Genomic DNA, 23,319 nt, shown 5'->3' with positions numbered 1-23,319 from the left:
ACGGTGGATGTGGTTGGCGCCGACAGCAACATCACCACGAAGGTGGATCAAGGTAAGCTTGCGATTGAACTCTCCAAAGACTTGGCAGTGAATAGTGTCAACGCAGCAGGAACATTGATCAATAGTAATGGTCTTAGCTTTGTCGATGGCAGTGGCAATGCAATCGCAAATAGCCCAAGTATTAGCAAGAATGGAATCAGTGCAGGCAATCAAAAGATCACCAATGTCGCCAAAGGTGATGTAAATGCGAGTTCGACTGATGCTGTGAATGGCAGTCAATTATTTGCAGTTGGAGATGGCGTGAAAAACATCATTGGTGGCACAACCACTTATGATCCAAACACAGGCACATTTATCAATAACAATATCGGGAACACTGGTGAAAGTACCATCCATGATGCGATTAAATCAGTGAATAATACTGTGCAAACGGTGAGCAAAGGTTGGAATTTAACCACCAATGGGCAAAATTCAAGCCAAGTAAAACCAACAGATACGGTTGATTTTGCAAATAAAGATGGAAATATTAAGGTCAATAATAGCGGCAATAATGTCACAGTTGATTTGGCTAAAGACATTAAGGTGGATAGTGTTCAAGCAGGAAATACCACGCTCAATAACAACGGTCTTACCATTAAAGATGGGCCGAGTGTCACCCAAAGTGGAATTGATGCTGGTAATAAAAAAATTACCAACGTTGCAGAGGGTAGCATCGCTAAGAACAGTAAAGATGCTGTGAATGGTAGTCAATTGCATGACATGTTGGGAGATGGTGCATTTGTTGGCGGCGATGGAAATACCATTACCAATATTGGTGGAACAGGTGCGACCAACATCAATGATGCCATTAGCTCAATTAACCAAAAAGCGGGACAGCATTCTACTGTAGTTGCAGGTCAAAATATGACGGTAACAGAAACTGTAAATAGTTCCGGTGGTAAAGAGTTCAAAGTTGCAACGACTGATGATGTCACTTTTAAAACCGTTACTTCGCAAAAAGTAACTGCGGATAATGTAACCGTTGGTGATGTTCAGATTACTAAAGCAGGTATTAATGCGGGCAACAAAGTTATTAGCAATGTTGCAGATGGAGCAGTCAATAGCACGTCGAAAGAGGCGGTGAATGGTTCACAATTGAATACATCGAACCAATATATTACCAAGTCACTTGGTGGCGGTGCGAAGTATGAAAATGGCAAATTTACTGAACCAACCTACAATGTAAATAATGGATCCTATAACAATGTAGGAGATGCGCTTGGCGCATTGAATCAAGCTAATATTAATATGGGTAATCAAATTAATAACTTGGGTGATCGAATTGAGCAAGTCTTTTATGAAACCAATGGGCGCATTGACAATTTAGAAGAAAAAATGTCTGCGGGTATCGCTGCAAATGCGGCACTGGAACAAGCCCCATATGTAGCTGGTAAAGTTACCTTAGCCGTTGGTGCTGGTTATTATAATAATCAGAATGCAGTAGGTGTGACTCTAAGAAAAACAGCAGACAATGGTCGTTGGTCACTCACCAGCGGTGCTGCGCTTGGCAGTCAAGGTGGGGCATTGGTACGTGTCGGCGTGAGCACTGTGCTTGATTAAAATAATGAACAAAGGGAGAGCTAAACTCTCCCAACATAAATTTATAAGAATTTGGAGCAAGAAATGAGAAAAAATACATTATTGATGATCAGCATGTTGGTGATAGGGTTTTCTTCAATCCAGGCACAAGCCGATGATATGAAACAGGTTCAGCAGGAGGAAGTCACTTTTCCCAATGTCGATAAAAGCTATCTAAAGCAAGTGAAACGTTATGAATATGACAGCGTTGCACGTTTAGATACGGGTTTAACCAAAGATCAAATTCGTCATCTATTGGGAAATCCACAATTTAGTGAAGGGATTTTTTATGTTAAAACATGGAATTATGTACTTGATATCCGTATCCCCAAAACACAAAAATATCAACGTTGTCAGCTAAGAGTTGATTTTGATAAACACTATATTGCCGAAAGACTCTCGTGGAAAGGAGAAGCATGTGAGGGTTTGATTGCATGGGGGGAGAATAATCAATTACCTGAGAAACCTGTCGTTGCTCCTGTAGCTGCAACGAAGGCAGCCAGTATCTTCTTTGCTTTTGATCGCTTTGATGAAACCGCGATTGAGACGGGTACGACCTCGATTGCGGATATTGCTCAAAGAATAAAAGCAGAAAGTTCAAATACTCCGATTATTGTCGCAGGTTTTACCGATCCTTTGGGTAAGTTCGCCTACAACTATCGTTTGTCTTCGCAGCGGGCCAATACAGTTGCGAAGTTATTGGTTGCTCATGGTATTGATGGAAATCGTATTCAAATACAGGCCAATAGTAAAACTGATGTATATCAGCAATGTACAGGCGATCAGCATAATCAACAATTGATCGGTTGTCTTGCACCCAATCGACGTGTCAATGTGAGTTGGTAATTATGGGTTTGGTTAAAGCAATTTTCTTGATTTCTGTTTACACACAGAGACACAAAACATAATGATCGTTAAAAACTTTAATGTTCATTTAAGCAAGGGTGGTTAATTTAAAGATACGGACATAAGCCGTAGCAGCAATACACCTTTCGCCACATTTCCAGATGTGGCTTTTTTTTATCTGATTAAATGATTTGGCGTAAATCGCGAGCCGTTTCTTGTAGTAAAGGTAAAATATGGGCAATTAAATAATCTTTGGTGGTACGCATGGTTGGAGACACGATATTTAAGGCAGCAACAACGGCTGCATTGGAATCATATATAGGTACAGCCACAGCATGCACCCCCAATTCATGTTCTTCACAGGAATAGCACCAGTCTTGTTCTTTGATTTCATGCAGTAATTCTAAAAATTGATCAGTTTCGGTATGGGTATATTTGGTTAGACGTTTTAACGGGTATTTTTCTAACCATCGTTTTTGTTGTTCAGGTGTTAAATGTGCCAGCAGAATTTTGCCAGCAGAAGTCGCATGGGCAGGGAGCCGATTGCCTAAATGTAAGCCATAAGGATTGACCCGATCGGTTTGTTGGTGAGCTGCACTACGGGCAATGGTAATTGCTTCATAACCATCTAAGACCATCACCGAATAAATCAACGAGGTTTGATTGGTTAAAAGATTTAATAAGGGCTGACATATTTTTGGAAGTGTGGAACCATCGAGATAAGCCCCTGAAAATTTTAGAATCTTGGGTGATAAATAATAATAATGTCCATCAAAATCTAAATAGCCTAAGTATTCTAAAGTGAGTAAATGGCGTCGTGCAGCCGCGCGGGTCATGCCTGTTTTTTCAGCGGCGGTACTCATATTCAAGCGATGCCGTTCGGGACCGAAGCATTCTAAAATTGCCAAGCCTTTCGCGATTCCTGCAATAAAGTCTTCATGCCGAATGGTCTTTTTATTTTCGTTATGATGAATCAAACGCGGATTCTTTTCCTGATCATTTTCCATAATTTAGACATCCTTGCTAAAACGGGTTCTTTATAAAAACATTCTAAGCGAAAGATGACTATTTTACTTGGATAATGTTCGATGATCGAACATAAAAAATAATCATCGAACAAAATGCACTTCAACGTCTAGAAGTGAGCGCAGAATTTATCAAGAATGAATAGAAGAAATCCGAACAAAGCACTCGACTTAATTTCATCGGTTTTCAGGATGAAAATACGAGTGATGCATCGTACAGGAAGTAGGTAGATGATTGATAAAAGTACGCTCACATTGACTGAGGCACTGTCACAGATCAAGGATGGCGCAACCATCATGATTGGTGGTTTCGGCACCGCAGGACAACCCGCTGAATTGATTGATGGATTGATCGAACTTGGTATCAAAGACCTTGTCATCGTCAATAACAATGCTGGCAATGGTGATTATGGCTTGGCCAAACTGCTTAAAACAGGGGCAGTACGTAAAATCATCTGTTCTTTCCCACGTCAGTCCGATTCATGGGTATTCGATGAACTGTATCGTGCTGGCAAGATTGAATTGGAACTGGTGCCGCAAGGTAATCTGGCATGCCGTATTCAAGCTGCGGGCATGGGCCTCGGTGCAGTTTTTACCCCAACTGGCTTTGGAACACTCTTGGCGGAAGGTAAAGAAACCCGTCATATCGATGGCAAAGACTATGTACTTGAATATCCAATCAAAGCCGACTTTGCCTTAATCAAAGCACATCAAGGCGATCGCTGGGGCAATCTGGTCTATAACAAATCTGCACGTAACTTTGGCCCAATCATGGCGATGGCAGCGGATGTCACCATTGCACAAGTGTCTGAACTGGTCGAACTCGGTCAGCTTGATCCTGAACACATCATTACCCCTGGGATTTTTGTACAGCATGTGGTCGCTGTTGATACAGCCAATGGCACAGGAGTAGAACAATGAGCTATCAAAAATTAAGCCGTGACCAAATTGCTGAACGTGTCGCACAAGATATTCCTGATGGTGCTTATGTCAATCTCGGCATAGGCCTGCCAACCAAGATTTCCAATTATCTTCCTGCGGATAAAGATGTATTCCTACATTCGGAAAATGGCCTGTTGGCATTCGGTCCACCACCAGCCAAAGGTGAGGAAGACCCTGAACTGATCAATGCGGGTAAAGAATACGTCACCATGCTCACTGGTGGCAGTTTTTTCCATCATGGTGACTCCTTTGCCATGATGCGTGGCGGGCATTTAGATATCGCGGTATTGGGTGCTTTCCAAGTAGCAGCCAATGGTGATCTAGCCAATTGGCATACCGGTGCGGCAGATGCGATTCCTGCGGTGGGTGGTGCGATGGATTTAGCGGTAGGTGCCAAGAAAGTATTTATCACCACCGATCATAATACCAAGCAAGGTGAACCCAAGATTGTTGAAACGCTTTCATATCCAGCAACAGGGTTGAAATGTGTCGATCGTATTTATACCGACCTGTGTGTAATTGATGTGACCGTAGACGGTTTAAAAGTGATTGAGAAAGTGGATGGTTTGAGCTTTGAGGAGTTGCAGGCTTTGACAGGTGCTCAGTTGATTGATGCGACTCAAGGATAATGAATCCCTCCCTTGCGGAACTTTAATCGTTCCTCACCCTTTTTAAAAGGGAGGAGTTCCCCTCTTTGTAAAGAGGGGTTAGGGGAGATTTTTAAGGGAAAAACACATGAAAAACGCTTATATCATTGATGCCATCCGTACCCCATTTGGTCGCTATGCAGGCGGTCTTGCCCCAGTACGTGCTGACGATCTGGGGGCAGTTCCAATCCAAGCACTCATGCAACGTAACCCAACTGTGGATTGGCAACAAGTGGATGATGTGATCTATGGCTGTGCAAATCAAGCGGGTGAAGATAACCGTAATGTGGGACGCATGTCAGCCTTATTGGCAGGTTTACCGTATCAGGTGCCAGCCACCACAGTGAATCGTTTATGTGGTTCATCACTGGATGCCATTGCCATGGCTGCCCGTGCCATTAAAGCCAACGAAGCTGACCTGATTATTGCCGGTGGCGTCGAAAGTATGAGCCGTGCGCCCTATGTGATGGGCAAATCTGACAGCGCCTTTGGACGTAGTCAAAAGATTGAAGATACCACCATGGGCTGGCGTTTTATCAATCCAAAGCTCAAAGAAATGTATGGCGTGGACACCATGCCACAAACCGCGGAAAATGTGGCGGAACAATTCAACATTAATCGTGCCGATCAAGACCAGTTTGCCCTCAATAGCCAACAACGTACTGCAACCGCACAAGCCAAAGGCTTCTTCGCCAACGAAATCATTCCTGTGACGATTCCACAGCGTAAGGGTGATGCACTTGTGGTGGATACGGATGAGCATCCACGTGCATCAACCACATTGGAAGCATTAACCAAACTCAAGGGTGTAGTAAAAGCCGAAGGGACGGTCACGGCAGGTAATGCCTCTGGGATTAATGATGGTGCAGCAGCGGTGTTGATTGCTTCGGATGAAGCAGTGGAAAAATATCAGCTCAAGCCACGCGCCAAAATTATTGCTGCGACTACCGTTGGTGTTGAACCAAGAATTATGGGCTTTGCACCTGCACCTGCGATCAAGAAACTGCTGAAACAAGCCAATCTCTCTTTAGCGCAGATGGATGTGATTGAACTAAACGAAGCTTTTGCAGCGCAAGCTTTAGCAGTGACTCGCGATTTAGGTTTGGCTGATGACGACGCACGAGTCAACCCGAATGGTGGCGCAATTGCCTTGGGTCATCCTTTGGGTGCTTCAGGTGCGCGTCTAGTCACCACCGCCTTAAACCAGCTTGAACAAATCAAAGGTCAGTATGCCTTGTGTTCGATGTGTATTGGTGTTGGTCAAGGCATCGCCTTGATTATTCAACGTGTTGAGTGAGGTCTGTCATGAGCCAGTTATACGCCAGCTTATTTTATCAGCCTGAAGTCACGGCCATTTTTAGTGACCAAGCTTTATTGAAATATATGATCCAGACTGAAGTGGCTTTAGCCAAAGCTCAGGCACAGGTCAAAGTGATTCCTGATTCTGCCGCCAGCATCATAGAGCAGGTGGGTCAAAATGCTGTAGCGCAAATCGATCTAGATGCACTGGCTACAGCAGCAGGGTTGGCAGGTAATGTTGCGATTCCATTGGTCAAACAATTCACCGCTTTGGTGAAACAGCAGGATGAAGATGCTTCACGCTATGTGCATTGGGGCGCGACCAGTCAGGATATTATTGATACAGCAACGATTTTACAGTGCCGTGATGCCTTGGTTTTGATCGAAAAGCAACTGCACCAGGCATATCAAATTTGCTTAAAGCAAGCGCAGCAATATTGCGATCAGGTCATGATTGGGCGGACGTGGTTACAGCAAGCTTTGCCGATTACTTTAGGACATAAATTTGCCCGTTGGGCAGCAGCCTTGAAACGTGATCTTGATCGCTTACAGGCAATGAAAACTCGCGTATTGACTGCACAACTCGGTGGTGCAGCAGGCTCACTGGCATCTTTACAAGATCAAGGTTCAGCGGTGGTCGAAGCTTTTGCAGCACAACTCAAGTTAACAGCGCCTGAATGTACATGGCATGGCGAGCGCGACCGTATGGTTGAGATTGCCAGTACCCTTGCTTTGATTGTTGGCAATGTTGGCAAGATGGCGAAAGACTGGTCATTGCTGATGCAAACTGAAATCGCAGAAGTTTTTGAACCCGTAGCAAAAGGGCGTGGTGGTTCATCGACTATGCCACATAAGCATAATCCTGTGGCAGCAGCTTCAATTCTTGCCGCAGCCAATCGTGTACCTGCCTTAATGGCGAGCGTCTATCAAAGCATGGTGCAAGAACATGAGAGAGCTTTAGGCGCTTGGCATGCAGAATGGTTGGCAATCCCAGAAATTTTCCAGTTATGTGCGGGTGCTTTAGAACGTAGTTGTGATGTGCTCGAACATATGCAAGTCAATGCAGAGGCGATGCAACGCAATCTTGAATGTACACAGGGTTTGATCATGGCCGAAGCGGTGATGATGGCGTTGGCACCAAAGCTTGGCCGTTTGAACGCACATCATCTGGTTGAGCAGGCTTGCCAACAAGCAGTTGCTCAACAGCAACATCTAAAAATCATTTTGTCAGCGATGGATGAAGTCAACACTCATTTTAATGATCAGGCTTTGGATGAGTTGTTCCAGCCAGCAACTTACCTCGGCAATATTCAGGCGCAAATTGATGCCGTGCTACACGCAGCAAAAGGAGAGTAAGCACATGATCACGCATATCAATAATCGTCAAGGATATCCAGTTGCAGTTCAAGTGCAAGGTCTAAAAGATGCGCCAGTCATCATGTTCTCCAACTCTTTGGGAACCGACTACGGTATGTGGCAGGCCCAAGTTGCAGCTTTGGCTGATCATTATCAAGTTATTAGCTATGACACACGTGGGCATGGTGCAAGCGCAGTCATTGCCAATAGTACATTGCAAAATCTAGTTGAAGATGTGGTCGATATTCTGGATGCCTTAGCCATTGAAAAAGTTCATTTCTGTGGCATTTCAATGGGAGGGATTACTGCATTGGCTTTAGCCATCTATCATGCTGAACGTTGTCACAGCATTACTGTTGCAAATTCCGCAGCAAAAATTGGCACTGCCGAAGCATGGAATACCCGTGCGGAGAGTGTTGAACAAAACGGTTTGGCTGAAATTGTAAAAACCACGCATACACGTTGGTTTAGTGAACATTTTGATTATGCGCATGATGTGCTGGCACAAAAGACCATTCAAAGTCTTGCAGTGACACCTGCACAAGGTTATGCCAATGCGTGTCGTGCTTTAGCTGATGCTGATGTTCGGGCGCAATTTGGTCAGATTCAAATTCCCACTTTAATTATCGCAGGGCAATACGATCCTGTCACAACGGTTCAAGATGCAGAGTTTATGCATCATCACATTGCAAACAGTCAGCTTGAAATTTTGCTGGCTTCACATTTATCGAATATTGAGCAACCACAAGTATTTACTCAGGAACTGACAAAGTTTATCCAAAGAATATAAACACTTAGGTTTGTTAAAAGGATTTCGCCTCAAGGAGACTACTATGGCGTTTCAGGATTACGCTGCAAAAAATAACAGCATGGATGCACAGGAATTAATTGATAATGCGCCGATTAGCAAGTATCAATGGATGATTGCAATCATCTGTTTTTTAATTGTTTTTTTTGATGGTGTGGATACTGCTGCAATGGGTTTTATTGCACCAGCCCTCACACAGGACTGGGGCATTGACCGCTCCCAGTTAGGACCAGTGATGAGTGCCGCTTTGGGCGGTATGATTATTGGAGCTTTAGTCTCGGGACCAACTGCTGACCGTTTTGGCCGTAAGATCGTTTTGACAGTGGCCATGCTGATTTTTGGTGGTTTTACCTTTGCTTCTGCCTATGCATCAGGTCTAGATCAATTGGTGGTATTACGCTTTTTAACAGGTATTGGTTTGGGTGCAGCCATGCCGAATGCAACAACCTTGTTCTCGGAATATTGCCCGAAACGCGTACGCTCTATTTTAGTGGTGTGTATGTTCTGCGGTTTTAACCTAGGGATGGCGATTGGTGGCTTTATCAGTAGTTGGCTTATTCCTGCTTTTGGTTGGCACAGCTTATTCCTGTTTGGTGGAATTATTCCTTTGATATTGATGCTTCTGGTGATTGTGTTCTTGCCGGAGTCTTATCGCTTCCTGATTGTAAAAAATAAGAGCCCTGAAAAAGTACGTAAAATTTTAAACCATATTGCCCCTTCGCAAGTCCAAGGTATTACCCAGTTTCATATTCCTGAAGAAGAATCCAATGTTGCACCAAAAGGCAATGTATTCAAGATGTTGTTTTCCCGGAAATATGCCAAAGGTACGGTTTTATTGTGGCTCACCTATTTTATGGGTTTGGTCATCATTTATCTATTGACCAGTTGGTTACCGACTTTGATGCGTGAAACCGGTGCGAGCATGGAGCGTGCGGCATTTATCGGCGGATTGTTCCAGTTTGGTGGTGTACTCAGTGCATTGGTGATTGGCTGGGCAATGGATAAATTCAATCCAAACCGAGTATTGGCAGTGTTCTATGTCGTTGCAGGTGTTTTCGCTGTAGCCGTTGGTCAAAGCCTGAATAGCCCGACCTTATTGGCCATTCTAGTGCTTTGTGCCGGTGTTGCGATCAATGGTGCCCAGTCTTCCATGCCTGCATTAAGTGCTCGTTTCTACCCAACTCAATGTCGTGCAACAGGGATTGCATGGATGATGGGAATTGGACGTTTTGGTGCGGTATTTGGTGCATGGATCGGGGCGATCCTGCTTGGAAATAACTGGTCATTTACCGCCATTCTGAGCCTGCTAATGATTCCTGCCGCCGCAGCCGCAGTCGCCATTTTTGTTAAATCTATCGTTGCCCATACCGATGCAACCTAATCGAGGAAAAAGTCAATGAATGATGAGCAGCGTTATCAACAGGGACTGAAAGTTCGTACCGAAGTACTGGGCGAAAAACATGTCGGCCGCTCTTTAGAGAACCTGAATGATTTCAATCAGGACTTCCAGAATTTTATTAGTCGCTTCGCTTGGGGGGAAGTGTGGTCACGTGAAGGTTTACCACGCCATACCCGCAGTCTGGTCACTATTGCCATCTTATTGGCTTTGGGGCGAGAAGATGAACTGAGAATGCATTTGCGTGCTTGCTTCAACAATGGTGTCACTAAGGATGAACTGAAAGAACTGATCTTGCATAGTTCTTTATATGCAGGTTTGCCAGCAGCAAATGCAGCCATGCATATGGCCGAAGAAGTCTTTAAGGAACTTGGCATCGACGTGCAGCCCATTGCAGCACAACTACAGGATTAAGGAGACTGGTATGTTAAAGCATACATTAGGTGCATACCCACAACGTAATACCGATGATCATCCGCCAGCATATACACCCGGTTATAAGACCAGTGTATTACGCTCGCCAAAGAATGCATTGATCTCAATTAATGAAACCTTGACTGAAGTCACTTCACCGCATTTTTCACCGAGTATTTTTGGTCCTAAAGATAATGACTTGATCCTGAACTATGCCAAAGAAGGTCTACCTGTGGGTGAACGTATCATTGTGCATGGTTATGTGCGTGATCAGTTTGGTCGTCCTGTGAAAAATGCCTTATTAGAAGTGTGGCAAGCCAATGCATCAGGTCGTTATCGTCATCCAAATGACAAATTTATTGGTGCAATGGACCCTAATTTCGGTGGTTGTGGCCGTACCTTAACCGATGAAAATGGTTTTTATATTTTCCGTACCATTAAACCAGGTCCGTATCCGTGGCGCAACAGGATTAATGAGTGGCGCCCAGCGCATATTCATTTCTCCTTAATCGCAGATGGTTGGGCACAGCGTCTGATTTCGCAGTTCTATTTTGAAGGCGATACCTTGATTGATACGTGCCCGATTTTAAAAACTATTCCATCTGAAGATCAGCGTCGTGCTTTGATCGCACTGGAAGATAAAAACAACTTCATTGAAGCAGACAGTCGTTGTTACCGCTTTGATATTCATCTTCGTGGTCGTCGTGCGACTTATTTTGAAAATGATTTGACTTAAGGGAGACCAACGATGAATGCATGGAATTTTCAGGAATTAAAGGAAACCCCATCACAAACGGGTGGTCCTTATGTACATATCGGTTTACTACCGCAACAAGCCAATATTGAAGTATTTGAGCATAATTTCAATCATCAGTTAGTCAATGAGCAAACGCAGGGGCAACGTATTCGTCTGGAAGGTCAAGTCTTTGACGGGCTGGGTTTGCCATTAAGAGATGTATTGCTGGAAATCTGGCAGGCGGATGCCAATGGTGTTTATCCAAGTCAGGCAGATACTCAAGGTAAAACTGCCGATCCACATTTTCTGGGATGGGGCCGTACAGGAGCCAATTTTGAAACAGGCTTCTGGAGCTTTAATACGGTAAAACCGGGTGCTGTTGCTGGGCGTAAAGGTTCAATTCAAGCACCACATATTGCTGTCGCAGTTTTTGCCCGCGGTATAAATATTGGTTTGCATACCCGTATTTATTTTGAAGATGAAGTGGACGCCAATACCAATGATCCTGTTTTAAACAGCATTGAATGGGCAGTACGTCGTCAGACTTTAATCGCCAAACGCAGTGAAGTGGATGGTGAAGTGATTTATCGCTTTGATATTCGCATTCAGGGTGATGATGAAACTGTGTTCTTTGATATTTAGATATTTCTTTAAATGTCTTCGTTTCAGGGATGGGCTGATTATGGAACCACTTATATCCTGAAATTGAAAATACTCCTCACTTTTGATCGGTGAGGAGCAATCAAAAAATGAAATGAGAACTCGGCAAGACGTCGCAGAGTTGCAAAAAATTTATTAAGGACGATACCGATGAAAATGAAAATACTGGCAGCAGTGATGCTGCTTGTTAGCCCCTTATTGATGGTTCAAAGCGTACAAGCGCAAGATCATAAGCAAAAGCAGGTTGAGTTAGCTGAACTGGCAAAGCTGCCTGTGAAAACTATTGTGCCCATTACTGCCAAAACCAGAGAGCAGGCGATTGCTCAGGCAAAAGTGATTGCAGCGAATGCCGATGCAGATCTCGCGGAGTTTCGGATTGATTTACTGAACTTTGCCAATGATACAAAGCAAGTGATTGCATTGGGGCATGAATTAAAACAGATTCTCGGCGCTAAGCCGATGATTGCCACCATTCGTACGCATAACGAAGGCGGGCAATTAACAATTAGCGATGCAGATTATGGTAAGACCTATCAAGCGTATTTACAGCAGCCATTTATGGACATGCTCGATGTGGAAATGTTCCGTGATCAGCAGATTGTGGAGAATACAGTCAAATTGGCGCATGCGAAAAAAGTGCTGATCGTCATGTCGAATCATGATTTTCAAAAAACACCACCTGAGGCCGAAATCATCAAACGTTTACTTAAACAGGATGAGTTAGGTGCCGATATACTTAAAATTGCAGTCATGCCGCAAAACAAACAAGACGTATTTACTCTCATGAATGCGACATTGAAAGTGAGTCAACAGTCTAAAAAACCATTACTGACCATGTCGATGGGCAAACTTGGCACGATTTCCCGCATCGCCACGGCCAATATGGGGGGGAGCTTTAGCTTTGGCATGATTGGTGAAGCATCGGCACCCGGCCAGATTGATGTGACCCAACTGAAACAGTTTTTAAAAACAGTGCAACCAACACAATAATTTAAAAAGGATTTTTAGATATGAAAACAATTTACTTACGTTTAAGTACTTTAGCCATCGCTATGGCAGTTTCGAGTTGGGCGGCAGCAGAAACTTATATCGTAGATCGTTATCAGGATGATGCTGATAAAGGTTCTTTGCGCTGGGCAATTGAACAAGCCAACAGCAAGCCGACTGAAGCCAGCGAGATTCTGATTCAGGCAGTAGGTAAAGCGCCTTATGCCATTAAGGTGAATAGTCCATTACCTGAGATCAAAGCGCCTGTAAAAATCATTGGGACGCAATGGGCAAAAACAGGTGAGTTTATTGCAGTCGATGGATCGAACTATATTAAAGGAACTGGTGTTGAAGCCTGTCCTGGTGCAGTTGAAGGGCAATTCGGGACCAATGTTCGGACTACGACTTTACCGGGCATCGTATTACGCGACATCAATGGGGTGACCATTCAAGGCTTGGAAATTCGTCATTTCTGTATTGGTATCTTGATGAACCGTGCCAGCAATAACCTGATTCAAAATAACCGTATCATGCATAACTACGGCGGTGCTGGTGTGATGCTGACGGGTGATGATGGCAAGGGCAATCCAACAGCGACCACCACCAATAACAACAAAGTATTGAGCAACTATTTTCAGGACAATGGTGACGGGCTTGAACTGACTCGTGGCGCAGCATTTAACTTAGTTGCCAATAACCATTTTATTTCTACAGCAGCAAATCCTGAACCATCACAAGGGATTGAAATTCTGTGGGGTAATGACAATGCGGTTGTCGGCAATAAATTTGAAAACTATTCAGATGGCTTACAGATCAACTGGGGCAAGCGCAACTACATTGCCTATAACGAACTGACTAACAACTCCAATGGTTTTAACCTGACCGGTGATGGCAACATTTTTGACAGCAATAAAGTACATGGCAATCGGGTCGGCATCGCGATCCGTTCTGAAAAAGATGCCAATGCACATATTACCCTGACCAAAAACTTAATCTGGAATAACGGCAAAGACATTAAACGTTGTGAGGCGGGTGGAAGTTGCGTACCGAATCAACGTGTCGGCGCGATTATCTTTGATATTCCAGGACTGGAGCATGCACATTTTGTGGGTTCACGTGGTCATGGCGTCAAGATTGATCCTGCCAACTTGCAAAAGACCTGCAACAAACCAGATGAGCAAGGCTGTAATGCACAACCGAATCAGAATATTCAGGCACCGAAATTAACCTTGTCCAAAGGACAAATTGCGGTCGAAGTCAAAGGTCAGCCGAACCAACGTTATCAGGTCGAGTTTTTTGGCAACTCATCAGCACAGTCAAATGAAGCAGAGCTTTATTTAGGTTCAGCGGTGGCTGCAACCAATGCACAAGGAACTGCAACGCTGACTTGGAAACCAACAGCACAAGCTGCTTCAGTGACCGCAAATATTACGGATCGTTTGGGTGCAACGTCTGAACTCAGTTCAGCTGTGAAACTGAAATAAACGGCAAGGAGGCCGAATATGAAGTCGAATGCATTATTGCTCAAAATGAGCTGTCTGGTAGTGGCGGTATGTGCTGCTCAATCTAGTTTTGCGGATCAGCCATGGTCACAGGACCGCCAATGGTTACTCGGTGATTGGAATGGTCAGCGTCAGCAACTGGAAAAAGAGGGCTATAAATTTAACCTCAATGTCATGAACCAGACAGCAACAGTGCTGGACGGTCTGGAACATCATCCCACCAAAAATGCCAATCAGGTGGCATTAGGCGCAAATTTTGATTTGGCTAAAATTGCTGGATTACCCAACACGACAGCCGCTCTAACCGTGACCAAACGAGATGGACGTAATATTGCCAGCAATATAGGCATGAACGGTAGTCCAACGGAAATCTATGGGCGCGGTAATATCTGGCGCTTGACGCAAGCATGGATTAAAACAGGATTTCTGGATAATACCCTGCAGTTTAAGCTTGGGCGTATGGGAATGTCTGAGGACTTTAATGGCTCACACTGTAATTTCCAGAGTCTAATTTTATGTGGTGGCCAAGTGGGCAAGAGTCAGGGCGATGTCTGGTATAACGGTCCGGTGAGTGGTTGGGCTGCAAATATTAAATACCAGTTTATGCCTGAATGGACGTTTGGTGTGGGCGTTTATGAAAATAATCCCGAAAATACTGAAGTGAAGGACAATGCCAATTTCAACCTGTCTACGGATCGGGCAAAAGGTGTCTTGATTCCAGTCGAATTGGCTTGGAAAACCAAGAAATTGAATGGTTTGGCGGGCGAGTATAAAGTTGGCGGTTTTTGGAGTAGTCATGACTATGATCGGGTTGATGCACAAGCAGGACAAGATCCAAAGTCGGCAATCTGGCTGAATACCCAGCAACAGTTGAGCAGCAATACCACAGATTCAAAGGGTGGTTTATATGGCGCAGTGAATCTGGTCTGGAACAATGATAAAACCGCCAATATTTCTGATACCCAGCAAATCGCCTTCTGGTACAAGGGAGCCTTGCCATCACGACCAACCGACCAGATCGGTTTTGGGGTGGGCCGTTATAAATTTAATGATCAGGTGCCAGCCAATCGCGATCGTGATGATGAGATGAATGTTGAACTGAACTATGTTTACAACTATTCCCCAGCCGTAATGTTACGTCCCAATATCCAGTATGTTTATCAGCCACGGGGCATTCCATCTCGTGATAATGTCTGGGTAGCTGGTATTTCAGTTGGGCTGAATTTCTAATACAGGAGTATGACAGATGTCTGAATCTTCAAGCTCACATACCATACTGAAAATATGGTGCTTTATTTTAGCGTTGGTTTTATTGCTTACAGGACTGTTTTTTACAGTCGGTGGCGTAAAGCTGGCGACCTTAGGCGGATCATGGTATTTCGTGATCTCGGGTGTACTCACACTCATCTCTGCTGTTTTTATTTTTAAGAAAAAAGCATTGGGCGTATGGTTATTCAGTCTGGTTTTTGCAGGAACGATCATCTGGTCATTGATTGATGCAGGTTGGGAGTTCTGGCCTTTATTTTCAAGACTGATGTTTCCAGCAGGCTTATTTGCCGCGCTGATGTTTACTTTACCTGCCATCCGTCGTTATCAATTTCAACCGAGCACAGATTTACCTGCTTATGGTCTAGGTATATTGACGGTTATTGGTATGGTGATTGGTCTCTATCAGATGTTCCAACCTCATCCAACCGTGACGGCTTCTGGTGAGGTATTACCACTGATTCCTGTAAAAACGGATATGAAGCAGACCAACTGGGCGCATTATGGTCAGGATTCAGGAGGGAGCCGTTTTGCTGCACTGGATCAGATCACAAGGGACAATGTACATCAATTAAAAGAGGTTTGGCGTTTTCGGACGGGTGATTTCACCACAGGTTCGGGAAATGGTGCAGAAGATCAAATGACGCCGCTACAAGTGGGCAATAAGATTTTCCTATGTACTCCGCATAATAATATTTTCGCGTTGGAAGCAGACTCAGGTAAACAACTCTGGAAAGCCGAAGTCAACTCGAAGTCAGATGCATGGGAGCGATGTAGAGGGGTTGCTTATTTTGATTCTACCCAAGCCTTGGTTCAGCCGACTCTGGCTGGAGCGACACAGGTAAAAGCGGTGGCAAATAATACTTCATGCTTACGTCGAGTCTATACCAATACACCGGACGGTCGCTTAATTGCAGTCAATGCAGACACGGGCGAACGTTGTAAAGACTTTGGTGTGGAAGGTACGGTTGACCTACTCAAAGGTTTAGGTGAGGGCACAACAGCACCACGTTTTGAGGTGACTTCTGCGCCAACTATTGCGGGTACGGTAATTGTGGTGGGTAGCCGTATTGCCGATAACTTTGCTGCCGATATGCCGGGTGGTGTAATTCGTGCATACGATGTCATTACAGGTGAATTACGTTGGGCTTTTGATCCTCGCAACCCTGATCCAAACTATGTGTTGAAGGATGGAGAAACCTATAAACGTAGTTCAGCAAACTCATGGGCAGCGATGTCTTATGATCCTCAGATGAACACGGTATTTTTGCCAATGGGCAGCTCATCGGTCGATGTATGGGGTGGTAATCGTCAACCATTGGACCACAAATACAACTCATCCGTTCTGGCTTTGGATGCAACCACTGGCAAGGAAAAGTGGGTCTATCAGACCGTTCATAATGACCTATGGGATTTTGACTTACCAATGCAGCCAAGCTTGGTGGATTTCCCAATGCAAGATGGTAGCAATAAACCCGCTGTGGTGATTGGTACTAAATCAGGCCAGTTCTTTGTATTGGATCGTGTAACGGGCCAACCACTGACCAAAGTGATTGAGCAGCCAGTTAAACCTGCCGATATCAAAGGTGAGCAATATAGCCCAACTCAACCACGTTCGGTGGAAATGCCGCAAATTGGCAATCAAACCTTAACTGAATCGGATATGTGGGGTGCTACGCCATTTGACCAGTTGATGTGCCGAATTAACTTTAAATCGATGCGTTATGAAGGTTTATTCACTGCACCGGGCACGGATAAATCATTGAGCTTCCCGGGTTCTCTAGGCGGTATGAACTGGGGCAGTATTGCCTTTGATCCAAGCCATCAATATATGTTCGTCAATGACATGCGTTTAGGACTGTGGATTCAATTGATTGAACAAACGCCAGAAGACTTGGCTGTTCAAGCCAATGGCGGAGAGAAAGTCAATACCGGGATGGGTGCAGTGCCGATGAAGGGTACACCCTATAAAGTCAACAAAGATCGTTTCTGGTCAAAGTTGAATATCCCATGCCAAAAACCACCGTATGGCACTATGACCGCAATTGATATGAAAACCCGTCAAATTGCTTGGCAGGTTCCAATGGGAACCGTGCAAGATACGGGCCCGATGGGCATCAAAATGGGGCTTAAAGCACCGATTGGAATGCCAACCATTGGTGGGCCAATGGCAACTCAAGGTGGGGTGGTATTCTTTGCTGCGACGCAAGACTATTACTTACGTGCATTAGATTCATCTTCTGGTAAGGAGTTGTGGAAAGCGCGTTTACCTGTAGGCAGCCAAGCGACACCGATTAGCTATGTGTCTCCAAAAAATGGCAAGCAGTATGTGCTGATTACCGCGGGCGGTGCACGTCAATCGCCTGATCATGGTGATTATGTGATTGCATATAGCTTGAACTAAGTTCTTTTAAGTTTTTAAGATAAAAACGGTGACCCTTGTGGTTGCCGTTTTTTTTATTTCAATCTGAACCTTATAGCTTATTGATGATGTTTGTGGTCTAAGCACAAAAATTGGCATATTCATTGCTTAATTTATGATATCTGGTCTGACCAGTCAGACAATGCGTTAAATTGGAGCAGCGATGCAACTTGAAACATTCAATCAGCTCGATTCAGGTGAGGCCCAACGGGTCTTGCAAGGTTGTGTGCACATTCCAACTTGGATTTCTGAACTGCTACAGCAACGTCCTTACAGCTCTAAAGAACAGCTTTATCAAACTGCGCTTGCACAAGCTCAAACCTGGCAATGGCCTGAAATTTCTGCGGCCTTGGCGCAACATCCACGTATAGGCGAGAAAAAAGCGGCAGCGGTGTTGTCTGAAAAAGAGCAGCAGTTTTCTCAGCAAGAACAAGGGCAGATCCAAACCGATGCAGTGCTGCAACTGGCACTTTATCAGGGCAATTTAGATTATGAGCACAAATTTGGGCATATCTATCTGATTCGTGCAGCAGGTCGTTCAGGGCAACAGATACTGTCTGAGCTGCAACGCAGACTCAAAAACACAGCAGAACAAGAGCAAGCCGAAGTGAAGCAGCAATTAGGGGAAATTGCACTGCTTCGTTTAAATCAGGAGATTCAATAATGGCGGGTATCAGCACACATATTTTAAATGCATCACTGGGTCAGCCTGCGTCAAAGGTTCTGGTGAAATTATTGCAGCAAGTGGATCAAGGCTATGTGTTATTAGATCAACAAGTTACCGATACCGATGGTCGTATTAAAACATTCAACATCGATGTATTTGTGCAGAGCAATTACCAATTAATTTTTGAAGTTGCCGATTATTTTCAAGCTTTGAATACCGACAGTTTTTATCCACGTGTGTGTATTGATTTTAAGGTAGCCGATATTCAACAGCACTATCACGTGCCGTTATTAATCAGTCCGTTTTCATATTCAACCTATCGTGGCAGCTAAACCAACTCAAGCAATGTGGACATTATGAATTTAATTTGAGGAATTAACCCATGCAGCAAGACAACTTAGACCGTGAGGCTCACGGATCAGCAGAACATCAGTATTTAGGCATGAACAAAAACCTCATTTATGGTTTGCAGCATGTCTTAACCATGTATGGCGGCATCATTGCACCACCGTTAATTATTGGCGCTGCGGCAGGTTTGCAAGCCTCTGAAATTGGATTGTTGGTGGCGGCTGCATTATTTGTTGGGGGAATTGCCACAGTTTTGCAAACCGTTGGTTTCAAGCATTTTGGTGCGAAGTTGCCGATTGTTCAGGGTGTATCTTTTGCAGGGGTCGCCACCATTCTTGCTATTGTGACCACAGGTGGTGGCTTAGCTTCGGCGTTTGGCGCTGTGATTGTGGCGTCGATTATTGGCCTGTTGCTCACCCCATTTTTCGCAAAAATTATCCGTTTCTTTCCACCCGTGGTGACGGGTTGTGTGATTACCATGATCGGTATTTCGCTGACACCTGTGGCAATCCGCTGGATTATGGGCGGCAACCCAAAAGCTGAAAACTGGGGGGATCCAGCCAATGTCGGTTTGGCATTAATGACCTTAGCGATTGTGATTATTTTTAGTATGTTACGCAGTCAAATCTTGCGACGGCTTGCGATTTTGATTGCGATTGTGTTGGGAACAATACTGGCTTATTTTGCAGGATTCACTGATTTTTCTAATGTGGGTTCAGGCTCTATCTTTGCTTTGCCGAGCTTTTTCCACTTCGGTTCTCCTGTCTTTGAGTTTTCTGCCATTCTTTCCATGGTGATTGTGACATTGGTGGTGATGACGGAAACCACCGCAGATATTATTGCGATTGGTGAAATCGTAGGCAGCAAAGTTGATTCCAAACGTATTGGAGATGGATTACGTGCTGACATGTTATCCAGTGCAATCTCACCGATCTTCGGCTCATTTATGCAAACGGCATTTGCACAGAATGTTGGACTGGTTGCGATAACCGGCATTAAGAGCCGATTCGTAGTGGCAACTGCTGGAGGAATTCTGATTGTTTTAGGTTTGCTGCCGATTGTGGGGCGTTTAGTCGCATCCATTCCGATGCCGGTATTAGGCGGAGCGGGGATTGTCCTGTTTGGAACGGTCGCTGCCAGTGGAATTCGCACTTTAGCGAAAGTGGATTATAACGAGCATAAGAACCTGATTATAGTCGCAACCTCATTGGCGATTGGCATGATTCCGATTGTAAATCATGAGTTTTATGCACAATTCCCTGTTTCTGTGCAGATGTTATTACACTCTGGGATCAGTTCGACCTGTATTACCGCAATTCTACTCAACATCATTTTCAATCATCTTCCATTCACTAAAAAATCAGTGGAAGTGGCAAGCTTGCCCTTAAATTCAGGGCATTGATCATCACGGATTCAGGCTTGAATGTTCAAACTGAATCCTGCTTTTTACCTGCACATCGTTAAAAGTCGCTTATTCAATTTTGAATAGGTCTGGGGGAGTTGTGGCTTTAAAAAGTGTAAAGCACGATTTTTAAAGTATCAGCAAGTCAGTTTTAAACGTTTTAAATCAATTTTTAGATCAAAGATCTAGGGGATAACGATGCAAAAAATTCACTTAACATCGGTTGCTTTCGCAGTCGCTATGGGTACAACACTACCTGCGTGGGCTGCTGATACCAGCTTAAATGCTTTATTTAATCTGCAACAAGATTGTCAGCGTCAGGACAATTCAATTGAATCGATTTCCGCTGTATTTGCCTGTGGTAGTGTGCATGGCGTGGTCAAGTCTACGTATTATTCACTCAATAATGGTTATTTTGTGAATAATTTAAATCAAGATACCACGGTGATTGGCGGCTATATCAAATATGAAACAGCGCCTTTTTATGGGGTGCAGGCAGGAATTGGCTATGATATTCAGCGTCGTTTAGATGAAAAAAACAAAAATGATGAAGTCTCTGAATTAAAAGAAGATCGTGATGGTTTAGCAGAAGCTTATCTGACATGGAAAAATGATTTGGCTCGGGTGACCGTCGGGAATCAACGTCTCAATTTGCCGTTTATGGGGGATTATGCGGACCGCCGTGTTTTGATGTTCTTATATCAAGCTGCGGATGTACAGATCGGGAATAACAATAATTTTCTGCGCCTAACCAAAGTGAATAAATATAAAAGTTATGCGGAAGATGAGTTCACCAAAAGCTCACGTCAAAATTCAAACTTGGAAACCGATGGAGTTTGGTCGATTGGTGCTGGGAAACGCTTTGCACTAGCGGATGATAAGACCCTGAAAACACAACTGTGGTATCAGGATTATGATGATTATCTGCGTTTGATCTATACCCAAGCGGATCTGGCATTTCCAAAATTGAATTATGCTCCTGAGTTTTCACTGCAATATATGTCTGGCAAGGATCAGGGCAAGGCACTTGCAGGTGAGGTCAATAGTCAGGTTTGGGGTGTCCAAGCTGCGTTGAAAGTTTTACCCGCTGCCACTTTGAAGCTGGCCTATAACTATATTAAGCCCGATCAAAACAGCTATTTAAATGGTGCGCTGCTTATGCCTTATGCCAGTCAGACCTCGTCTGGTGAAATTTTTGCACAACCTTTTTTTACCAGTACCCAAGATTTAGGTGCGGGCAATGCCTTGATGGTGTCTTTGGAGGGCAAACTGACAGATCAAGTGATTGCAGGAGCACGTTATTCATTTATGGATTTAAAAGAGGCTGAAAATGTCGCCAGTCGAAACCAATCTGAATACATGCTGTTCGGCATTTATAACTTCACGGGTGCTTTGAAAGGTTTTAGTGTCAGTAATTTTGCAGGGATTCAGACTTCTCCGCGCTATGACAAGAATTTTTTACAAAACCGTTTTGCACTGAGCTACAAATTTTAAAGGACGAGGCAATGACAATGATGGCCAGCTTAAATAGCCGTTCAAGAATCTGGATTAAACAACCACTTGCAATTTATACCGCGAATCAACTCGATGCGAGTAATGGCTTGGTGATTGAAAATAATAAAATCATCGAGGTTTTGGCAAAGGATCAGCAACCGAGTCTGCCATGTGATGACATATTCGATGCCAATGACTTGGTGGTGATTCCTGGGTTGGTGAATAGCCACCATCATTTTTATCAAACCTTGACTCGGGCTTGGGCACCTGTGGTTAATCTACCTTTATTTCCATGGTTGGTTAATCTGTACCCGGTATGGGCACGTCTAAATCCAGAACAGTTACATGTGGCGACTCAAGTGGCTTTGGCCGAGTTGTTGTTATCGGGCTGTACCTTTGCTGCGGATCATCATTATTTATTCCCGCAACAATTGACCGATGCGATTGATATTCAAGTCAATGCCGCACAGCAATTGGGAATGCGGGTGATGTTAACCCGTGGTTCGATGAGTCTCGGACAAGAACAGGGTGGTTTACCGCCACAGCATACTGTGCAAAGTATGGAGGTCATTTTAAGGGACAGTGAACGCTTGGTGCAGACATATCATCAACGGGGGGATAATGGCATGGTCAATATTGCTTTGGCTCCATGCTCCCCCTTTTCGGTCACACAGGAGATTATGCGAGAAAGTGCGCAACTTGCTCAGACACTGGATGTTCGATTGCATACACACCTTGCAGAAACCTTGGATGAGGAAAGCTTCTGTCTGGAAAAGTTTGGCATGCGTACGGTGGATTATTTAGAACACGTGGGTTGGCTGAATGAACGGACTTGGTTGGCACACGGTATTCATTTTAATGCGGATGAAATTCAGCGTTTAGGGCAGGCGGGTGTAGGGATTTGTCATTGTCCCCATTCCAATATGCGCCTCGCCTCAGGGATTTGTCCAACCCTCGATTTAATGCAGGCAGGTGCCAAGGTCGGTTTAGGAGTTGATGGTTCTGCCTCTGGAGATGCTTCAAATTTAATTCTGGAAGTTCGTCAGGCCATGTATTTACAGCGTTTAAAATACGGTGCCGAAAGGATTACCCCTGAGTTGGCCTTGCATTGGGGAACCCATGGTTCTGCGCAACTATTAGGGCGTGGACAGCATTTAGGACAATTTGCACCTGATTATCAGGCCGATTTAGCCTGTTATAAACTCGATGAATTGAAATTCTCAGGTAGTCATGACCCGATTGCAGCCTTACTCTTGTGTGGTGCAGATAAAGCAGAACATGTGATGGTTGCAGGTCAGTGGCAAGTCAAACATGGCGAGATTCAGGGGCTTGATTTAGAGGAACTGAAAGCAAAACATCGTGCCGCAGCAAAAGCCTTATTGGCGGCTTAAGCAGCCTTTTAACAATGACAAGGGTGCAACAACGGACTAAGCTCAGTTGCTACTTTGATTTAAATTCACTGAAGCACTTCACTGTTGAACATGG

21 protein-coding genes are annotated in these 23,319 nt (G+C 44.3%); 20 read left to right on the top strand and 1 reads right to left on the bottom strand.

Annotated features, from left to right (window positions below):
* Window positions 1–1,599 (top strand): YadA-like family protein (locus F902_RS14690; protein WP_005204612.1); only part of this gene is annotated, 1,599 nt, incomplete at its 5' end.
* Window positions 1,600–1,662: 63 nt separating this feature from the next.
* Window positions 1,663–2,463, top strand: coding sequence for a trimeric autotransporter adhesin/peptidogylcan-associated protein TpgA (tpgA, locus tag F902_RS14685; RefSeq protein ID WP_005204610.1), 801 nt, complete (start codon window positions 1,663–1,665; stop codon window positions 2,461–2,463).
* A gap of 182 nt (window positions 2,464–2,645) precedes the next feature.
* On the opposite strand, the gene pcaU is transcribed toward tpgA, so the two are convergent.
* Window positions 2,646–3,470: an IclR family transcriptional regulator PcaU gene (pcaU, locus tag F902_RS14680; protein WP_005204608.1), complete on the bottom strand. Its 825-nt coding sequence runs from the start codon at window positions 3,468–3,470 to the stop codon at window positions 2,646–2,648.
* Window positions 3,471–3,719: 249 nt separating this feature from the next.
* On the opposite strand from pcaU, the gene F902_RS14675 reads away from it, so the two are divergent.
* The 18 genes from F902_RS14675 (at window position 3,720) to F902_RS14590 (ending at window position 23,225) form a co-directional block, all read left to right on the top strand.
* On the top strand, window positions 3,720–4,409 hold the full coding sequence (locus F902_RS14675; RefSeq protein ID WP_005204607.1) for a 3-oxoacid CoA-transferase subunit A: 690 nt from the start codon (window positions 3,720–3,722) through the stop codon (window positions 4,407–4,409).
* Entirely contained in the window at window positions 4,406–5,059 is a 654-nt protein-coding gene (locus F902_RS14670; RefSeq protein WP_005204606.1) for a 3-oxoacid CoA-transferase subunit B, read from the top strand. Before F902_RS14675 ends, F902_RS14670 begins: the two co-directional genes overlap by 4 nt.
* 106 nt (window positions 5,060–5,165) lie before the next feature.
* Window positions 5,166–6,374 (top strand): 3-oxoadipyl-CoA thiolase, encoded by a 1,209-nt coding sequence (gene pcaF / locus F902_RS14665; protein ID WP_005204605.1) that lies wholly within the window; start codon window positions 5,166–5,168, stop codon window positions 6,372–6,374.
* Window positions 6,375–6,382: 8 nt separating this feature from the next.
* A complete protein-coding gene (locus F902_RS14660; protein WP_005204604.1) occupies window positions 6,383–7,732 on the top strand; it encodes a 3-carboxy-cis,cis-muconate cycloisomerase in 1,350 nt (449 codons plus the stop codon).
* A 4-nt stretch (window positions 7,733–7,736) separates the two neighbouring features.
* Complete coding sequence (pcaD, locus tag F902_RS14655) at window positions 7,737–8,522, top strand: 3-oxoadipate enol-lactonase (protein ID WP_005204603.1); 786 nt, start codon at window positions 7,737–7,739, stop codon at window positions 8,520–8,522.
* 43 nt (window positions 8,523–8,565) lie between these two features.
* Window positions 8,566–9,921, top strand: a complete 1,356-nt coding sequence (pcaK, locus tag F902_RS14650; protein WP_004654280.1) for a 4-hydroxybenzoate transporter PcaK — start codon at window positions 8,566–8,568, stop codon at window positions 9,919–9,921.
* Window positions 9,922–9,936: 15 nt separating this feature from the next.
* A complete protein-coding gene (pcaC, locus tag F902_RS14645) occupies window positions 9,937–10,350 on the top strand; it encodes a 4-carboxymuconolactone decarboxylase (RefSeq protein WP_005204602.1) in 414 nt (137 codons plus the stop codon).
* Window positions 10,351–10,360: 10 nt separating this feature from the next.
* The gene (gene pcaH, locus F902_RS14640; protein ID WP_004806145.1) at window positions 10,361–11,086 is read left to right on the top strand and encodes a protocatechuate 3,4-dioxygenase subunit beta; all 726 of its coding nucleotides are present in this window, start codon (window positions 10,361–10,363) and stop codon (window positions 11,084–11,086) included.
* A 12-nt stretch (window positions 11,087–11,098) separates the two neighbouring features.
* Complete coding sequence (gene pcaG, locus F902_RS14635; protein WP_004806146.1) at window positions 11,099–11,728, top strand: protocatechuate 3,4-dioxygenase subunit alpha; 630 nt, start codon at window positions 11,099–11,101, stop codon at window positions 11,726–11,728.
* 168 nt (window positions 11,729–11,896) lie between these two features.
* The gene (gene aroD, locus F902_RS14630) at window positions 11,897–12,736 is read left to right on the top strand and encodes a type I 3-dehydroquinate dehydratase (protein ID WP_005204600.1); all 840 of its coding nucleotides are present in this window, start codon (window positions 11,897–11,899) and stop codon (window positions 12,734–12,736) included.
* Between the two features lie 20 nt (window positions 12,737–12,756).
* Window positions 12,757–14,217: a right-handed parallel beta-helix repeat-containing protein gene (locus F902_RS14625; protein ID WP_005204598.1), complete on the top strand. Its 1,461-nt coding sequence runs from the start codon at window positions 12,757–12,759 to the stop codon at window positions 14,215–14,217.
* A gap of 18 nt (window positions 14,218–14,235) precedes the next feature.
* Window positions 14,236–15,465: a carbohydrate porin gene (locus F902_RS14620; protein ID WP_005204596.1), complete on the top strand. Its 1,230-nt coding sequence runs from the start codon at window positions 14,236–14,238 to the stop codon at window positions 15,463–15,465.
* Between the two features lie 16 nt (window positions 15,466–15,481).
* The gene (locus F902_RS14615; RefSeq protein WP_005204594.1) at window positions 15,482–17,905 is read left to right on the top strand and encodes a glucose/quinate/shikimate family membrane-bound PQQ-dependent dehydrogenase; all 2,424 of its coding nucleotides are present in this window, start codon (window positions 15,482–15,484) and stop codon (window positions 17,903–17,905) included.
* Between the two features lie 181 nt (window positions 17,906–18,086).
* Window positions 18,087–18,587: a 2-oxo-4-hydroxy-4-carboxy-5-ureidoimidazoline decarboxylase gene (uraD, locus tag F902_RS14610; RefSeq protein ID WP_005204591.1), complete on the top strand. Its 501-nt coding sequence runs from the start codon at window positions 18,087–18,089 to the stop codon at window positions 18,585–18,587.
* Window positions 18,587–18,922 carry a hydroxyisourate hydrolase gene (gene uraH / locus F902_RS14605; RefSeq protein WP_005204590.1) on the top strand — a complete coding sequence of 112 codons (336 nt, stop codon included), beginning with the start codon at window positions 18,587–18,589 and terminating at the stop codon, window positions 18,920–18,922. The genes uraD and uraH overlap by 1 nt, the downstream gene beginning before the upstream one ends.
* 50 nt (window positions 18,923–18,972) lie before the next feature.
* The gene (locus tag F902_RS14600; protein ID WP_004654259.1) at window positions 18,973–20,340 is read left to right on the top strand and encodes a nucleobase:cation symporter-2 family protein; all 1,368 of its coding nucleotides are present in this window, start codon (window positions 18,973–18,975) and stop codon (window positions 20,338–20,340) included.
* Between the two features lie 198 nt (window positions 20,341–20,538).
* Entirely contained in the window at window positions 20,539–21,834 is a 1,296-nt protein-coding gene (locus tag F902_RS14595; RefSeq protein ID WP_005204588.1) for an OprD family outer membrane porin, read from the top strand.
* Window positions 21,835–21,851: 17 nt separating this feature from the next.
* Window positions 21,852–23,225, top strand: a complete 1,374-nt coding sequence (locus tag F902_RS14590; protein ID WP_005204586.1) for an 8-oxoguanine deaminase — start codon at window positions 21,852–21,854, stop codon at window positions 23,223–23,225.
* The last annotated feature ends 94 nt before the right edge of the window (window positions 23,226–23,319 follow it).

This window comes from Acinetobacter higginsii (assembly GCF_000369525.1).
GTDB classification, from domain to species: Bacteria; Pseudomonadota; Gammaproteobacteria; order Pseudomonadales; family Moraxellaceae; genus Acinetobacter; species Acinetobacter higginsii.
This window is presented reverse-complemented; position numbering and strand designations above follow the sequence as displayed.

Coding starts and splice junctions, on each gene's coding strand:
- F902_RS14670 (WP_005204606.1), top strand. CDS start 4,406: ATGAGCTATCAAAAATTAAGCCGTGACCAAATTGCTGAACGTGTCGCA.
- uraD (WP_005204591.1), top strand. CDS start 18,087: ATGCAACTTGAAACATTCAATCAGCTCGATTCAGGTGAGGCCCAACGG.
- F902_RS14590 (WP_005204586.1), top strand. CDS start 21,852: ATGATGGCCAGCTTAAATAGCCGTTCAAGAATCTGGATTAAACAACCA.
- pcaF (WP_005204605.1), top strand. CDS start 5,166: ATGAAAAACGCTTATATCATTGATGCCATCCGTACCCCATTTGGTCGC.
- pcaC (WP_005204602.1), top strand. CDS start 9,937: ATGAATGATGAGCAGCGTTATCAACAGGGACTGAAAGTTCGTACCGAA.
- F902_RS14620 (WP_005204596.1), top strand. CDS start 14,236: ATGAAGTCGAATGCATTATTGCTCAAAATGAGCTGTCTGGTAGTGGCG.
- uraH (WP_005204590.1), top strand. CDS start 18,587: ATGGCGGGTATCAGCACACATATTTTAAATGCATCACTGGGTCAGCCT.
- F902_RS14615 (WP_005204594.1), top strand. CDS start 15,482: ATGTCTGAATCTTCAAGCTCACATACCATACTGAAAATATGGTGCTTT.
- pcaK (WP_004654280.1), top strand. CDS start 8,566: ATGGCGTTTCAGGATTACGCTGCAAAAAATAACAGCATGGATGCACAG.
- F902_RS14660 (WP_005204604.1), top strand. CDS start 6,383: ATGAGCCAGTTATACGCCAGCTTATTTTATCAGCCTGAAGTCACGGCC.
- F902_RS14625 (WP_005204598.1), top strand. CDS start 12,757: ATGAAAACAATTTACTTACGTTTAAGTACTTTAGCCATCGCTATGGCA.
- pcaU (WP_005204608.1), bottom strand. CDS start 3,470: ATGGAAAATGATCAGGAAAAGAATCCGCGTTTGATTCATCATAACGAA.
- pcaH (WP_004806145.1), top strand. CDS start 10,361: ATGTTAAAGCATACATTAGGTGCATACCCACAACGTAATACCGATGAT.
- pcaD (WP_005204603.1), top strand. CDS start 7,737: ATGATCACGCATATCAATAATCGTCAAGGATATCCAGTTGCAGTTCAA.
- F902_RS14600 (WP_004654259.1), top strand. CDS start 18,973: ATGCAGCAAGACAACTTAGACCGTGAGGCTCACGGATCAGCAGAACAT.
- F902_RS14595 (WP_005204588.1), top strand. CDS start 20,539: ATGCAAAAAATTCACTTAACATCGGTTGCTTTCGCAGTCGCTATGGGT.
- pcaG (WP_004806146.1), top strand. CDS start 11,099: ATGAATGCATGGAATTTTCAGGAATTAAAGGAAACCCCATCACAAACG.
- tpgA (WP_005204610.1), top strand. CDS start 1,663: ATGAGAAAAAATACATTATTGATGATCAGCATGTTGGTGATAGGGTTT.
- F902_RS14675 (WP_005204607.1), top strand. CDS start 3,720: ATGATTGATAAAAGTACGCTCACATTGACTGAGGCACTGTCACAGATC.
- aroD (WP_005204600.1), top strand. CDS start 11,897: ATGAAAATGAAAATACTGGCAGCAGTGATGCTGCTTGTTAGCCCCTTA.